The organism is Novosphingobium sediminis, assembly GCF_007991615.1.
GTDB classification, from domain to species: domain Bacteria; phylum Pseudomonadota; class Alphaproteobacteria; order Sphingomonadales; family Sphingomonadaceae; genus Novosphingobium; species Novosphingobium sediminis.
On sequence record NZ_BJYR01000006.1, the window covers coordinates 1 to 13,596 of the forward strand.

General features: G+C 64.4%; 12 protein-coding genes. 7 read left to right on the plus strand and 5 right to left on the minus strand.

What is annotated here, in order from left to right; all coding sequences use genetic code 11:
* Window positions 1-65 precede the first annotated feature (65 nt).
* On the minus strand, window positions 66-734 hold the full coding sequence (locus NSE01_RS04185) for a helix-turn-helix domain-containing protein (RefSeq protein WP_246135022.1): 669 nt from the start codon (window positions 732-734) through the stop codon (window positions 66-68).
* 206 nt (window positions 735-940) lie between these two features.
* On the opposite strand from NSE01_RS04185, the gene NSE01_RS04190 reads away from it, so the two are divergent.
* A complete protein-coding gene (locus tag NSE01_RS04190) occupies window positions 941-2,569 on the plus strand; it encodes a sensor histidine kinase (RefSeq protein ID WP_170233757.1) in 1,629 nt (542 codons plus the stop codon).
* On the plus strand, window positions 2,569-3,195 hold the full coding sequence (locus NSE01_RS04195; RefSeq protein WP_147158387.1) for a response regulator: 627 nt from the start codon (window positions 2,569-2,571) through the stop codon (window positions 3,193-3,195). Before NSE01_RS04190 ends, NSE01_RS04195 begins: the two co-directional genes overlap by 1 nt.
* An 18-nt stretch (window positions 3,196-3,213) precedes the next feature.
* Here the strand turns inward: NSE01_RS04195 and NSE01_RS04200 are convergent, their stop codons facing one another.
* Together NSE01_RS04200 and NSE01_RS04205 are read right to left on the minus strand one after the other, a co-directional pair.
* The gene (locus NSE01_RS04200; protein WP_147158388.1) at window positions 3,214-4,056 is read right to left on the minus strand and encodes a class III extradiol dioxygenase family protein; all 843 of its coding nucleotides are present in this window, start codon (window positions 4,054-4,056) and stop codon (window positions 3,214-3,216) included.
* Window positions 4,056-4,532, minus strand: a complete 477-nt coding sequence (locus tag NSE01_RS04205) for a protocatechuate 4,5-dioxygenase subunit alpha (protein WP_147158389.1) — start codon at window positions 4,530-4,532, stop codon at window positions 4,056-4,058. The genes NSE01_RS04200 and NSE01_RS04205 overlap by 1 nt, the downstream gene beginning before the upstream one ends.
* A 182-nt stretch (window positions 4,533-4,714) precedes the next feature.
* On the opposite strand from NSE01_RS04205, the gene NSE01_RS04210 reads away from it, so the two are divergent.
* The 5 genes from NSE01_RS04210 to NSE01_RS04230 all read left to right on the plus strand — a co-directional run bounded on the left by NSE01_RS04210 (window position 4,715) and on the right by NSE01_RS04230 (window position 12,285).
* Window positions 4,715-5,065: a hypothetical protein gene (locus NSE01_RS04210; protein WP_147158390.1), complete on the plus strand. Its 351-nt coding sequence runs from the start codon at window positions 4,715-4,717 to the stop codon at window positions 5,063-5,065.
* A gap of 284 nt (window positions 5,066-5,349) precedes the next feature.
* A complete protein-coding gene (locus NSE01_RS04215) occupies window positions 5,350-7,107 on the plus strand; it encodes a type I secretion system permease/ATPase (protein ID WP_147158391.1) in 1,758 nt (585 codons plus the stop codon).
* Window positions 7,104-8,453, plus strand: a complete 1,350-nt coding sequence (locus tag NSE01_RS04220; RefSeq protein WP_147158392.1) for an HlyD family type I secretion periplasmic adaptor subunit — start codon at window positions 7,104-7,106, stop codon at window positions 8,451-8,453. The genes NSE01_RS04215 and NSE01_RS04220 overlap by 4 nt, the downstream gene beginning before the upstream one ends.
* Window positions 8,454-8,566: 113 nt before the next feature.
* Complete coding sequence (locus NSE01_RS04225; protein ID WP_147158393.1) at window positions 8,567-10,234, plus strand: TolC family protein; 1,668 nt, start codon at window positions 8,567-8,569, stop codon at window positions 10,232-10,234.
* A gap of 71 nt (window positions 10,235-10,305) precedes the next feature.
* On the plus strand, window positions 10,306-12,285 hold the full coding sequence (locus NSE01_RS04230) for a potassium transporter Kup (RefSeq protein WP_147158394.1): 1,980 nt from the start codon (window positions 10,306-10,308) through the stop codon (window positions 12,283-12,285).
* Here the strand turns inward: NSE01_RS04230 and NSE01_RS04235 are convergent.
* On the minus strand, window positions 12,282-12,908 hold the full coding sequence (locus NSE01_RS04235) for an ATP-binding cassette domain-containing protein (protein WP_147158395.1): 627 nt from the start codon (window positions 12,906-12,908) through the stop codon (window positions 12,282-12,284). The two genes, NSE01_RS04230 and NSE01_RS04235, sit on opposite strands and share 4 nt — an antisense overlap.
* Window positions 12,898-13,593, minus strand: a complete 696-nt coding sequence (gene modB / locus NSE01_RS04240) for a molybdate ABC transporter permease subunit (protein WP_147158467.1) — start codon at window positions 13,591-13,593, stop codon at window positions 12,898-12,900. Before modB ends, NSE01_RS04235 begins: the two co-directional genes overlap by 11 nt.
* Window positions 13,594-13,596: the final 3 nt, after the last annotated feature.

The following is a 13,596-nucleotide window of genomic DNA, read 5'->3' on the forward strand; positions in this document are numbered from 1 at the left end:
CTCTCCATGCCCTGAGTTATCCTCAGGGCTCGCACTGCCAACCAGATGGAGAGGTTCGCGCCGGATCAGTGCGCGATGATCTGCGACAACTGCGCAAACATCGCGAGACCGCCCATGACGATCAGAATCAGGAACATGGCAAGCACCGCAATGGTCCCGAGCCGGATATAGGTCCCGTAGGGCCCGTCGAACATCTCCGGGAGGACATGATGGTAGGGCTCGGCCAAATCCTCACCGCTGCGGATTGCGACCCGTGTCAGGGCATCCTTGCGGCTCGGCGGGCTCTGTATCCAGTCCGTCCTGTCTTCCCGCATCGGTTCCTGCAGGGCATCGAGCGGAGGTGCGACGGCGGAAAAGTCATATACGGTTCGTTCGTATATGGGTTTAGCAGCAACGGTTTTCGCCACCAGGCGGCGATAGGCTTGCGCCACCTCGCTTCTCGTGGCGACACCCAGCTTGGCACGGGCCAGCATGATACGCTGATCGACTGTGTGGTGGGAGATACCGAGGATGCGCGAGATCTCCTTCGAGGTCTTGTGCTCGATCAGCAGATCGAGCACGGCCCGCTGCTTGTCGGTCAGCGATCTCAGGATCACCTGACTATACTCCGCTTTGACTGAATCGGAACGCACTGCGCCATCCCCAGCTGCCATTGCCTGACCAGGCGAAACGGATGCCGGATCGTCCAGTCCCGATTGGGGCGGAGATGCGACAGTTTGATCCGACTTGCCCATTTTTACCTGTCATGACCCTGAAATAACCAAACCTGCGGTAAAAATGGAGGAATACCAGTTTGACCGCAAGAACAACCCAACAGCAACAGCAAGTCCCCAGAAATCCCAAGTGCCTGACATTGCGAAGCTCCGCAAAAAGTCATAGCGTTCCTAACATAGGTTAAATTCGTTATTAACCTGGGAGAAAGCAGATCATGAGGCCGCGGATGTTCGCACGACGAACCGGGAAGGTTCTGGCGACAAGCCGTGCGGCAATGGCACTCGTGTTCATGCTGGCACTTTCAATCGACCCTAGTACGCCCGGCAAAGGCGGCTTTGGCATTTATGTCGTGCTGTCAGCCTATCTGGTCGGCGCCGCTGTCATGATCATGATCGCATGGCGCAGTTGGTGGTGGGAGTTCCGCCTCGCGCCATGGGTCCACGCCATCGACACATTCGCCTTTGTCCTGGCTGTCTATTTCTCGGAAGCAGGCAAGGCAGATTTCAACAGTCCGTTCATGGCGCTCACGGCATTTCTGCTCATCAGTGCCACCTTGCGCTGGGGCTGGTTCGCGGTGGCGTGGACTTCCGTCACGCTCGTAACGGTGAACGTGATTATCGGCGCAGGCCTCTTTGCCTTCGGACTCCCCATCGACCCTTATCGCTATGGTCGGCGGCTGATGTACCTCGGGGTGCTGTCGCTCATGATGGTGTGGCTGAGCGGCGAACAGAGGGGGCCGCGCTCCGCCCCGATGCCGCGCACGCCGGGTACGCCGGGCGAGCGGCGCAACGCGATCCTCGTCGACACGCTGACATTTGCGCGCGTTGCCCTTCAAGCGCGAGGCGCGGCCATAGCGGTGCCGCACGGCGAGGAGCCGTGGACCGAATTGCTGCGCGATTCAGGCTACGCGGTGATCGTCGACCGACTGGGGCCCGAAGCACTCGACGGCAGCTTTGGGGAGCCGGATCGTGCCGCCTTGATCGATCTTGCACGGGGGCGCCGGATCACCAGTCGCGCCAGTTCCTATCCGCTGGCCCTTTCCGGCCCTATCAACGCACCACTCGCCGAACACTGCGGGATCAACGAAGCAATGATCGTCACGTTCGAGACAGCGGCCGGCCCCGGGCAGTTGCTGATCTGGGGCATTCCGGACATGTGCGTGGACGATTTGCCTCTGGTTGAGACGATCGGGCGCCACCTCAGCACCGAACTTGACCGCGAAGACCTGGCCGAACTGGCGCAGGCCGCATCGGCCGCAGCGCTGCGCGATGCTCTGGCACGCGACCTCCATGACAGCGTGGCCCAGTTCCTCGCCGGTACCTTGTTCCGGCTTGAGGCGCTGTCACGCTGGATTCGCGAGGGCCATGATCCGACGGCCGAGATAAACGACCTCAAGACCGCCCTGCGCAGAGAGCAGGGCGAACTGCGCGCGATGATCCAACGGCTCCGGCGCGGCGAAGAAGGCGACCGGCGCACCGACCTCGTCGAGGAAATGGAGACGCTGCTTGGCGAAATGAGCCAGCATTGGCACATCGCGGTTCGGCTGGACGCGCAAGTGCGGCCGATGCCGGTCTCGATCGGCCTTGCCCACGAATTGCGGCAGGTCCTGCGCGAGGCTGTCGCCAATGCGGCACGCCACGGCTGCTGCCGCGAGGTGGTGGTGTCGGTCAGCACCGGCGGGCCCGGTCTGACGCTGCGGATCGCTGACGATGGCGAAGGCTTCCCTGCGGACAGCCCCCCGCCCCGCCCGCGCTCGATCAGCGAACGGGTCGAAGCTCTGGGCGGAACCCTTTCCATCTGCCATAACCACCCGGGGGCCTTGCTCGAAATCGCCCTGCCCAATAGGATTGCCTGATGATACCCGTTCTTGTTGCAGATGATCATGGCTTCATTCGTGCCGGCGTCGAAGCCGTGCTGCGTGGGAGCCGCTTTCAGGTCGTTGCCGGCACTGCCAGCGGCGAAGAAACGCTGGCCGCCATTGCAACGCATGATCCCGCAATCGTTCTGCTTGATATCAACATGCCCGGCATGAACGGTGTGCAGGCACTCGAAGCGCTGCGCTCGAAGGGGGACAAGCGCGCGGTGGTGCTGCTCACAGCGGGGATCAATGATCGTCAGCTGCTAGCCGTGATGCGTGCAGGTGTCGAAGGCATCGTGCACAAGGACGGTGCCGAGGGCGGTCTGGTCGACGTGCTGGAGAAAGTTCATTCCGGCGGGAAAGCCATCGATTCCGCGCTCCTCCAGCGCGCTCTCGACTTGTCGCTGAGCGCCGATAACGGCGGTCCGCTCGAGCGGCTGAATCAGCGCGAGCGGCGCATTGCGCGGCTAGTCGCGCGCGGGATGCGCAATCGCGATATCGGCACGGAGCTCGGCATCGGCGAAGGGACTGTGAAAGTCTATCTCCATGCGATGTACCAGAAGCTGGGCATCGAAAACCGCACCGAGCTTGCGCTGCTCGCGGTGAACGATCCGGGCGAGTAAGACCGCGCCCGGACTGCTTCACGCCGGTTCGAGCACCACAGTAGCGGCGGCCGTGTTGCTGATCGGCACATGGTAGTTGCGCATCACCATGGCCAACGGCGCATCCCCGAGGGCGCCGCGCGCGGCGATCCAGTTGAGGATTTCGACACCTTGCGTGCCGGCCAGTTCGGCCACCTCTTCGGCTGAATGCCGGGTCAGCGCCGCAGGATCGTCAGCCAGATGGTCAAGGCAGAAGCGGTCGTACTCCGGGTTCATGAACCCGGCGCGGGCACCTTCCAGCTGGTGTGAGAGGCCGCCAGTCCCCATCACTACGATCCGCTCATCACCCTTCCAGCTGCGCAGCGCCCGGCCCACCGCCTGCCCCAGCGCAAAGCAGCGCCGCGGCGATGGCAGCGGGAACTGCACCGTGTTGATCGCGATCGGCACGAGCTTGACCGGCCAGGCCTCGGCATCCGGCCAGGCCAGCTCGAAGGGGATCGACAGCGCATGATCGACCATCATCTTCTGGCACGTGGTGATATCGAACTCGGCCTCGACCAGCGTCTCGATCACGTGCCACGAAAGGTTCGGGTGGCCCTCAAAGCTCTTGTAGACAGGCAGGCCCCAGCCCTCGTCGGCATTGTCATAACGCGCCGCTGCACCCACCGCGAACGTGGGCATTGCATCGAGGAAGAAGTTGAGCCCGTGATCGTTGTAGAAAACCACCGCGACATCGGGCGAGACATCGCCCAGCCATTGCCGCACGGATGGAAAGCCGTCGAAGAACGGTGACCAATACTCCGCCTGCTGATCCCCGCGCTGGATCGCGCCGCCGATGGCAGGAACGTGGCTGGTGAAATAGCCGCCAACGATCTGAGCCATCATGCATTCTCCCTGTGCTGGGCGGTGCCGGAAGCGCGCTGACCGAGGTGCAATCCGCCAAGATCGGCATCAACCCCGGCCCGTGCAGCGACAAGCATCGCCTTGAAATCAGCCACGCTGCGCCCGGTCTGGAGCGCCCCGAGATCCTGAACGTTGAGCCCGAGAATGCCGGCCAGCTTGGCGAGGTAGTAGACGTTGCCACCCGCATCGAGCATCGCCAGCACGTCGCGCGCGGCAACGGCGGCGCGCTGTTCTTCGGTCAGTCCATACTTGCGGCAGTAGGCTTCCTCGTCCGACACAAAGGCGGCCCGGTTGGCGGCATCGTTGAAGGAGTAGCACATCGCGTTGAGTTCAAATCCGCGCATCGCGAGATCGCCATCGAACAGCGCAGTTCCAGGAATCGCGCGGCGCAGCGACCGGGGATCGGCGCTGGAGCCAGCAGTGCAATCGGACTGGGCGCTGGATGATGGCGACATGGGCACTGCTCTCGGAGAAACGCCGGGAAACCCCGGCATCTCGGCCTAACAAGACCGGTGCGGCGAGGAATTGACCGAGGTCAATCCTCGAGCTGCGAATATGAAACGCAGCGGGATAGGCACTGTTACGTAACAAACAATGCGGATTGCGGACGTGTCGCCGCCGCGCCAAATCCCCTGCCATGGCCTTGTCCAACGCCGAGCGGCAGCGCCGCTACCGCCAGAAGCTGAAACTGCGCGCATCGCCTGACGGCGTAGGCGAGCAGGCGCGCATCGCAGTTGAACGCGCGGTGCAGGCGCTCTGGACGTTCCATCAGCGGCCGGGACCGGGCGGAATCGACTGGTCCGCGATCGACTGCTGCACAACGCTCGCCCAATATCGATCCGAACTGGAGCGTAGTCCGGGCAACCTGATCCAGGCCGCGCGGGCTTTCCTTCCGGATTTTACCGGCCTTACCCCCGAAGAAGCACGCGCTATCCGCGCCGTGATCGACATTTCGGACGCTCTGCGGCTCGCCCCGCCGCGGCCTTGACAGCCACGCCCGCAACCGCGCGGCCATCCTGAACGACATCGAAAGCGACGCTATTCCCTATAGTTAGCGCGGGGTTAATGGTGTTTCTTGTCAGCCGGACAACTTTCGGAGGCCAGTCAAGGCCATGCCAATCCGGTTCCGGCTTCGAATCTTTCGGATTGTCTCCTGAGCAGGCGCGGTAGAACTATAACAGATCTGCATTAATCGAGTCCGGCGCCATTGCAGATGCGTGCGCGCTTGATAGCATAGTTCTGATAGGTTAGCCGCCGAGTGTCAGGGGAATTATGAGCGTCGACCGTCAATTCATGCGACTTTTTGCGGCGCGCTATCGCAGCGGTCTCATTCTGGTCGCCATCGCCAGCGTGATGCTCAACGTGCTGGTCTTCGCCGGCTCGGCTTACATGCTTCTCGTATATGATTCCGTTTTACCGAGCCGCAGCGTGCCGACCCTGATCGGTCTGTTCGGGATGCTCCTGCTGGTCTACGCGTTCCAGTCAGTGTTCGAGGCGATCCGCGGCGAAGCGTTGCTCGGCATCGCCAACGGCGTGCACGATGATCTGTTCGAAGCTGTGCACTATGCCACCGTCACTCGCCCGTTGCGCGCAGGTGCGGACAAGGGTGACGGGCTGCAGTTCACCCGCGATCTCGATTCCATCCATACGTTCCTCGCCGGGCAGGGCCCGGTTGCGCTGATCGACCTGCCGTGGGTCATCACGTTCATGATCGTCCTGTTCGCCTTGCATTGGTGGCTGGGAGTCACAGCGCTCGTCGGTGTCTTTGTCATGGCCGGCATCGCAATCGTCTCCAATCGCCGAACCCAGGCTGGATCGCGCGAACTGGCGACCATTACCGGGCGCCGCTCCGCCGCAGCGCTTTCGGAAATCCGTTTCGCCGAAAGCGCGCTGGCGATGGGCATGCAGGAGCGACTGGTGGCGCGCACGGCAAGCTGGGAAACCGGCTTTATCGAAGCGCAGTCCTACCTTTCGCGCACCGTCACGCGGCTGGGCGGCGCGAGCAAGGCGTTCCGCATGCTGCTGCAATCGCTGATCCTTTCGGTCGGTGCGCTGCTGGTGATCGACGGAAAGGCGAGCGGCGGCGTGATTCTGGCGTCCTCGGTTCTCTCCGGACGGGCGCTGGCTCCGGTCGATCAGGCGATCGCCACATGGAAGAGCTTCGTCGCCGCGCGCGCCGGTTGGGGCCGCATTGCGCAGGCAGTTGCCACCTTCCGCAAGCCGCCCGCGCGCGGTGTCACTCTGGAACGGCCTTCGGGCGAGCTTTCGGTGCGGGATATCTGGGTCGCACCTCCGGGCACGCAGCGCTTCACGCTGTCAGGCGTCTCCTTCTCGCTGACGCCGGGCCAGGTGCTGGCGGTGATCGGGCCGAGCGCGGCGGGCAAGACCACGCTGGTGCGCGCAATCCTCGGCATCTGGCGGCCGAACCGCGGCGAAGTTCGGCTCGATGGAGCGACGCTTGACCAGTGGGACCCGGAAACGCTGGGCAGCTATTTCGGCTACGTCCCGCAAACAGTTGATCTGGTGGACGGCACCATCGGCCAGAACATCGCCCGCTTCGATCCCGAGGCAACGTCCGGGGGCATAATGGCCGCAGCCAAGGCAGCGGGCATGCACGATGTCATCCTCGCTCTGCCCGATGGCTATGAGACGCCGGTCTCGGCGGGCGCGGTGGAGCTTTCCGCCGGCCAGCGCCAGCGCGTCGGCCTCGCCCGCGCACTCTATGGCGATCCGTTCCTCCTCGTGCTCGATGAGGCCAATTCCAATCTCGACGCGGCTGGCGATGCCGCGCTGGCCAATGCGATCGCCGGCATGCGCGCCCGCGGCGGGATCGTCATCATGATCACCCACCGGCCCGCCACACTGGGCCCGGCAACCCATCTCGCGGTGATCAACTCGGGGCGGCTCGCCGATTTCGGCCCGCGTGACGAGGTGTTGCAGCGCATGAAGGCGCAGAATGAGCCGCCACACCAGGTGCCCGATGGCGCCGCAGGGGGTGAGAGCAAATCGGCCAAGGAAGCCACGGAATGAACATGCCGAGCACCATTGCCGATCCGGCACGCCAGTTGCTGCCGGTGTTCGGCGAGGAAGGCGCGGAGAAGGCCCAGTCGCCGGCGCTGCTCAAGCGGCTGCTCTATGCGATTGGCGGCCTGCTGCTGGTGCTGTTTCTGCTCGCTGCGCTGGTTCCGATGGGCGGCGCGGTGATCGGCGGCGGCTCGGTCGGCGTTGAATCGCGGGTGAAGCGCATTGCGCACCCCTCCGGCGGCGTCATCAAGGCGATCTACGTGCGCAACGGCGAGCATGTCACGCAGGGGCAACTGCTGATGCGGCTCGACGACCGGGTAACCGGTGCCGACGCTACCTATTCAAACCTCACGGTCGAGCAGTTACTGGCGCAGAAAGCCCGGCTCGAGGCCGAGCGGCTCGGTTCCGGCAAGCTCATCTTCCCGCCCGATCTGCTGAACTCGCGCAATGCCAGTGCAGTCAAGGCGATGTCCGACGAAGTGCGACTGTTCAGCATCCGCCAGACCGAGGAGGCAGGCCTGCGTGCGCAGCTTGCAGCGCGGGTGCAGCAGTACAACGAGGAAATCCGTGGCCTTGAATCGCAGATTGCCGCACTCAAACAGCAGCGCAAGCTGATCGAACCCGAGCGGCAGGGCGTGAAGGACCTGTGGGACAAGCAACTCGTCACGATCAACCGCCTGAACCAGCTTGAGCGCACCGCCGTTGACCTCGATGGCAATGTCGGCTCGCTCCAGGCACAGATCGCGCAGGCCCGCGCCCGCATTACCGAGGCGCAGGAGCAGTCGATCCAGCTTGCGCAGACACGGCGGGTGCAGGCGGGGACCGAACTTGCGCAGGTCAACACCGCGCTCAACCAGCAGCAGTTGCGCAGCGTGGCAGCATCCGATCAACAGGACCGCAGCGAAATCCGCTCGCCTTACAGCGGAGTGATCGAGAAGATCGCATTTGCCGCGATCGGCGACGTGGTCCGCCCGGCAGAGCCGATCATGGAAATCGTGCCCGACCGCGATACCTTCGTGGTTGAAGCCATGATCAGCCCCACCGACATCGACCAGACCATGAAAGGGCAGACCGCGCGGGTCCGCTTCACTTCATTCAACCGGCCGACCACGCCGGAAATCCTCGGCAAGGTGACGTATGTGGCCACCGACCGGACCGAGAACCCGGAATCCCGCCAAGCGTACTACATGGTGCGGATCGAAGTGGATCAGGCTGCGGTAAAAAAGGAGGGCCTCGCGCTGCGCAGCGGAATGCCCGCCGAAGTCTACATCGAAACCGGCAATCGCTCGATGCTGTCCTACCTCACAAAGCCGTTCATGGACCAGTTCATGCGCGCCTTCCGCGATAACTGAGCGGCATGGCCATGCCCCCTGCACTTCCCCTGCGTGCCGCCTTGCTGGCAGCTTGTGCCGCTTGCGGCGGATTGGCGACGGCCAGTGCTCGGGATTTGCCACAATCTGCCGCCATGCAAGGCCCGCCCGATAGCGCCGCGCAGGCGGGGACGTATGGCGCCGACGATCCTGAAAGTGGCCGCGATCCGGGCGATATCCGCGGCGATGCGGCAGGCAATGCCGAAGATGCCGCGGCTGCAGACTTAGACCGCATCGCGTTTCGCCCGGAACTGCCGCCGGAAACCCCGGCCGATGTGGCAGAGCGCGCTGCGTCTGGGTTGCCAGTTACATCGCTCACCGATGCCTTGCAGCTTGCCTACTGGACAGCACCCTCGCTGCTCGCCCAGCGCTCGACGGTGAGAAGCTACGACTACCGCGTCGCGCAGGCCCGGGCAAACTACGGCCCCAAGCTCAACTACAGCCTTGCCACGACCTTCGAGAGCGATCGGTTCGAACAGCGGCGCGGCCTGCCGGTCGCGCTGTCTGGCTGGACCACGTCGGCCTCCGCCATCCTGACGCAGCCACTGTTCACCTTCGGCCGCAATGCCTCGCAGGAGCGCAACTCCGCAGCGCAGCTCGAATTTCAGCGACAGGTCCTGCGCTCGTCGGAACAGCAGGCCTTGCTCGATGCGATCACCAGCTACATCGGCGTGCTGCGCGATCGGGCCGCAGTGCTCATCGCGAAGGACAACCTAGCCGCCCTCCAACGCCAGTTGAACGACAACAAGGCGCGGCTTGCGGTGCGCGAAGTAACCGCGACAGACGTGCAGCAGATCTCCACCCGCGTCTCGTTGGGGCAAGCGCAGGTCTATGCAGCACAGCGCGATGCCGCCTCCAGCGAGGCGGGCTTCCTGCGCATGGTCGGCGTGCCGGCGGGCGATCTCGTGCCGCCGAACCCGCTCCAGTTGCCGGTGCGGCAACTCGAAGAAGCTTATGCCTATTCGGAGATGCACAGCCCCGTACTCCTCGCAGCCCAGGCACGCGAAAAGGTCTCGCGGGCCAGCGTGGCCGCGGCCAAGGCCGATCTCATGCCGCGCATCGATTTCCAGGGCAGCGCCAGCTACGGATCGCAAAGCGCCTACAGCGACGATCTGCGGCAGCGCGGCCTGCGCGGGCAGTTCATTATTTCCGGGCCGATCTTCGAAAGCGGGCTGCGCCGAGCACGCGTGAGCGAAGCGATGGCAGCGAACGACGCCGACTGGCGCCTGCTCGATGCATCCCTGCGCGAGAACCGCGCCACGCTAGCCGCGTTTTGGAACGATTGGCAGGCACAGCAGGCGGCAATCGCAAGCTACCGGACTGCCGAGGAATCGGCGCGCAAGGCTTATGAAGGGGCCGTGCTCCAGCAGCGCGCTGGCCTCATCACCACGCTCGATGTGCTCGATCTCGCGCGGGAACTGCTGGTGGCGCGGAGCAATTCCAACACCGCCGTCGCCAACGCCTATATCGCGAAGGCACGCGTGCTCGCCGCCGCGGGCGCGCTGGAGCAGAGCTGGCTGATGCCCGATGCAGCCCGCTATGAAGCGGACCGGCACCTCGGTAAGGTGCGGCATAACGGCGATGTGCCGATCTATACGCCGGTCCTGCGCGCCATCGAGAACGCTGGCGCCATCGGCGGTACGGCCACGCGTCCGGTGCGCGATCCGGCCGGCGCGCGCACGGCGGCGCCGATCGTGATCCTGCCGGCCGACAAACTGGTGGACCCCGCCCCCTCGCCCGCCGATACACCGAAGGCACCTTGAACTTCCCGTGAGGGACGCTGGCCGGAAAATAATTCTCGCAAGTATCGGGTGGCAGGAGTAGCGGCGCGCCAATGGACCGAAACACGACTCAGGATGGCGTGCCACCAGACGGCACGGCCACGAACGAAAGCCCTGTTTCCGGAACCGAAGCGGCTGCGGCAGCTTCCGAGTCCCACGAGGAAGGGCACGGTCACGAAAAGGAAGGCCTTGCCACCTTGGCCGTCGGCGCGATCGGCGTGGTCTTCGGCGATATCGGCACCTCGCCGCTCTATTCGTTCAAGGAAACCTTCGTCGGCCATCACCTGATGAAGGTCGACCAGCTCCACGTGTTCGGCGTGCTGAGCATCGTGTTCTGGACGATGATCGTCATCGTCACGGTGAAGTACCTCTTCCTCGTGTTGCGCGCAGACAACAAGGGTGAAGGCGGGAGCCTCGCGCTGCTCGCGCTGGTGAGCCGCTGCATGTCAGACCGGCGGTGGACCTATGTGATGTCCGTCTTCGGCCTCACCGCGACCGCGCTATTCTTCGGCGATGCCATGATTACCCCCGCCGTCTCGGTGCTCTCGGCGGTCGAAGGCTTGACGGTCGTCCATCCGGGTTTCGAACGATTCGTGCTGCCGATTTCCATCGCGATCCTGATCGGCCTGTTCGCGATCCAGTCGCGCGGGACGGCGGCGATGGGCAAGCTGTTCGGCCCGGTGATGATGTTCTACTTCCTCACCATCGCCATTCTGGGCGTGATCGGCATCATGGAAACGCCGGGCATCCTCTGGGCGCTCAACCCGCTCCACGCGCTGCGCTTCTTTGCGGATGATCCGCTGATGGCCTACCTCGCACTGGGTTCGATCGTGCTGGCGGTGACGGGCGCCGAGGCACTTTATGCCGATATGGGCCACTTCGGCCGCCCTGCGATCATGGCGGCATGGTTGTGCCTCGCGTTCCCCTGCCTGCTGCTGAACTATCTCGGTCAGGCAGCGATGATGATGCACCGCCCGGAAACCGTGGCGAATCCGTTCTTCATGCTCGCCCCCGATGCACTGCGCCTGCCGCTGGTTCTGCTGGCGACCGCCGCGACCGTGATCGCCAGCCAGGCGGTGATCTCGGGCGCGTTTTCGGTCTCGCAGCAGGCGGTGCAACTCGGATATCTCCCGCGCATCCGCATCCGCCACACGAGCGCGAGCGCCGCGGGGCAAATCTATGTGCCGATGATCAACTGGACGCTGCTGGGGCTGGTGGTGATGCTCGTGCTCGGCTTCCGCACGTCGGGCAACCTCGCCTCGGCCTACGGTATCGCCAACACCGGCACGATGTTCATCACCTCCTGCATGTTCGGTGTGCTGGCATTCCAGGTCTGGAAATGGCCCGCGCCGATTGCCGGGTTCTTCACCTGCCTGTTCCTGCTGGTCGACGGGGCCTATTTCACCTCGAACATGACCAAGATCCCCGATGGTGGCTGGTTCCCGCTGCTTGGGGCGAGCATCACGTTCACGATCTTGAGCACATGGTCTTCGGGCCGCCGCATCATGCGCGACCGGCTCGCAGAGGATTCGATGCCGTTCGACATTTTCCTCGGCTCGGTCTGCCAGAAGGTGCGGCGCGTAGCGGGCACGTCGGTGTTCCTCGCCTCAAACGCGGAAGGCATTCCGCCAGCGCTGCTGCACAACCTCAAGCACAACCACATCCTGCATGATCGCGTGGTCGTGCTGACTGTCGAGACGCAGAACGTGCCGCACGTGCCGCCTGAAAAGCGCCGCGAGGTCGAAGACCTCGGTCACGGGTTCTACCGCATGATCATCCGCATCGGCTTCATGGATGAAGCCAACGTTCCTGCCGAACTGGGAGCAGAGACGCGGGCAGGCGGGCCGTTCAAGCCGATGGAGACGAGCTACTTCCTCGCCCGCCAGACGCTGATTGCCTCGAAGCGGCCCGGCATGGCGATCTGGCGCGAGAAGCTCTTTGCGTGGATGGTGCGCAACGCGGAAAGCGCCATGGTGTTCTTCCGCCTGCCGACCAATCGCGTGATCGAACTCGGCAGCCAGCTGGAAATCTAGGGCCGCAGTTCCACGACCTGATCCGCCAGCCGCGCAACGTCGCCGCGGTCATGGCTCACCAGCAGGATCGGAAGTGCAAGCTCGGCCCGGATGCGCTCGATCACCGCGATGATTGCCTCGCGCCGTGCGTCGTCGAGCGCCGTGAGCGGCTCATCCATCAGCAGGAAACGCGGGCCAGAAAGGAGCGCGCGGCCGATCGCGACACGCTGGGCTTCACCACCGGACAACGTGCGCGGGCGGCGGTCCAGCAGCGGCGCGATATCGAGGAACGCCGCTGCTTCCTCGAGTCCCATGAAGCGTCGCTCAGGCGGCGCGAGCCGGTAACCATAGAGTAGGTTATCCCGCACGCGGCGATGGGGAAACAGGCGCAGGTCCTGGAACACCATGCCGCAGGCGCGATGTTCGGGCGCAAGGTTGGTGCCGGCTGCGCTGTCGTACAGCATTGCACCGCCAACCACGATCCGGCCGGAAACCGGCTTCAGCAGGCCCGCAACCGCCTCAAGCACGCTCGACTTGCCCGCGCCGGACGGTCCGACCAGCGCGGTGACGCCGGCGGGCGCGGTGAAGCGGCAGGCAATCGACCGCTCGCCGCGCCGCAGGGTTACGTCGATGTCAAAGGACATGGCCGCCTCTGCCGTTGCCCGAAGCCCGGGTCAGCGCCTCCGATGCAACCAGCGCCGCGAGCGATAGCAGCACGGCCATCAGCGCCAGCCGCCAGACCGCGCTGTCGCCGCCGGGCAATTGCAACGCGGCGTAGATCGCGAGCGGCAAGGTCCGCGTTTCCTCCGGAATATTGGAGACGAACGTTATCGTCGCGCCGAACTCACCCAGCGAGCGCGCAAAGCCGAGCACCGCGCCTGCCAGCACGCCGGGCGCGGCAAGCGGTAGCGTGATCGTCGCAAACGTGTGCCAGCGCCCTGCCCCCAAAGTGCGCGCGGCCTGTTCGAACCGGGGATCGACCGCTTCAAGGCTGAGCCGGATCGCGCGCACCATCAACGGCAGCGCCATGACCGCCGCAGCGATGGCCGCACCTGTCCAGCGAAACAGCACGCTCACGCCGAACACGGCGAGCAGCCGTCCGCCCGGCCCTTCCGGAGCAAACGCGATCAGCAGCAGCCAGCCGATCACCACTGGCGGCAACACAAGCGGCAAATGGACGAGTCCGTCGAGCAGTATCTTGCCCGGAAACCGCAACCGCGCGAGCATCCAGGCGAGGAGGAACGCCACCGGCAGCGCGCCGACAATCGCCGCGAGGCTCACCTGCAGCGAGAGCACGACGATGCCCCATTCCTCGGCGGTCAATCCCATCAC

What these genes read in the sequence shown, in the direction of transcription:
- NSE01_RS04225 (WP_147158393.1), top strand. Translation starts at nt 8,567, where the DNA reads ATGCAAGGCCCGCCCGATAGCGCCGCGCAGGCGGGGACGTATGGCGCC.
- NSE01_RS04205 (WP_147158389.1), bottom strand. Translation starts at nt 4,532, where the DNA reads ATGTCGCCATCATCCAGCGCCCAGTCCGATTGCACTGCTGGCTCCAGC.
- NSE01_RS04230 (WP_147158394.1), top strand. Translation starts at nt 10,306, where the DNA reads ATGGACCGAAACACGACTCAGGATGGCGTGCCACCAGACGGCACGGCC.
- NSE01_RS04210 (WP_147158390.1), top strand. Translation starts at nt 4,715, where the DNA reads ATGGCCTTGTCCAACGCCGAGCGGCAGCGCCGCTACCGCCAGAAGCTG.
- NSE01_RS04235 (WP_147158395.1), bottom strand. Translation starts at nt 12,908, where the DNA reads ATGTCCTTTGACATCGACGTAACCCTGCGGCGCGGCGAGCGGTCGATT.
- NSE01_RS04190 (WP_170233757.1), top strand. Translation starts at nt 941, where the DNA reads ATGTTCGCACGACGAACCGGGAAGGTTCTGGCGACAAGCCGTGCGGCA.
- NSE01_RS04220 (WP_147158392.1), top strand. Translation starts at nt 7,104, where the DNA reads ATGAACATGCCGAGCACCATTGCCGATCCGGCACGCCAGTTGCTGCCG.
- NSE01_RS04215 (WP_147158391.1), top strand. Translation starts at nt 5,350, where the DNA reads ATGAGCGTCGACCGTCAATTCATGCGACTTTTTGCGGCGCGCTATCGC.
- NSE01_RS04195 (WP_147158387.1), top strand. Translation starts at nt 2,569, where the DNA reads ATGATACCCGTTCTTGTTGCAGATGATCATGGCTTCATTCGTGCCGGC.
- NSE01_RS04200 (WP_147158388.1), bottom strand. Translation starts at nt 4,056, where the DNA reads ATGGCTCAGATCGTTGGCGGCTATTTCACCAGCCACGTTCCTGCCATC.
- NSE01_RS04185 (WP_246135022.1), bottom strand. Translation starts at nt 734, where the DNA reads ATGGGCAAGTCGGATCAAACTGTCGCATCTCCGCCCCAATCGGGACTG.
- modB (WP_147158467.1), bottom strand. Translation starts at nt 13,593, where the DNA reads ATGGGATTGACCGCCGAGGAATGGGGCATCGTCGTGCTCTCGCTGCAG.